This is a genomic window from Allorhizobium sonneratiae (genome assembly GCF_023700755.1).
Lineage (GTDB): Bacteria > Pseudomonadota > Alphaproteobacteria > Rhizobiales > Rhizobiaceae > Allorhizobium > Allorhizobium sonneratiae.
Map to the genome: position 1 here is coordinate 1 of NZ_JAMKOJ010000037.1, position 476 is coordinate 476.

The following is a 476-nucleotide window of genomic DNA, read 5'->3' on the forward strand; positions in this document are numbered from 1 at the left end:
TCTTCCGAGGTTGCCGACATTTCCTCCGAGGCGCCCGCATTCTGCTGGGTCACCTTGTCGAGCTGCTGGATCGCATCATTGATCTGGCTTGCACCGATATCCTGTTCGCGGCAGGCAGCCGAGATTTCCGCAATCAGCTCTGCCGTCTTGCGGATATCCGGCACCAGACGGCTCAGCATATCGCCGGCCTGGGTGGCCACCGTGACGGTCTCGCCGGACAGGCCGCTGATTTCGGCGGCTGCCGCCTGGCTGCGTTCTGCCAGCTTGCGCACTTCGGAAGCGACGACGGCAAAGCCTTTGCCATGTTCCCCGGCACGGGCGGCCTCGACGGCGGCGTTGAGGGCGAGAAGGTCGGTCTGGCGGGCGATTTCCTGAACGATGGAGATCTTCTCGGCAATGGTGCGCATGGCACCGACGGCACGGGAGACGGCATCGCCAGAGGCTTCGGCATCCTTGGCCGACTGGCGGGCGATCTT

The 476-nt window shown here is 64.5% G+C and carries 1 protein-coding gene; it reads right to left on the bottom strand.

Features of this window, described 5'->3' with window-relative positions; translation table 11 throughout:
• On the bottom strand, positions 1-476 hold a 476-nt coding region (locus tag NAC44_RS21165), incomplete at both ends, for a methyl-accepting chemotaxis protein (protein WP_250943641.1).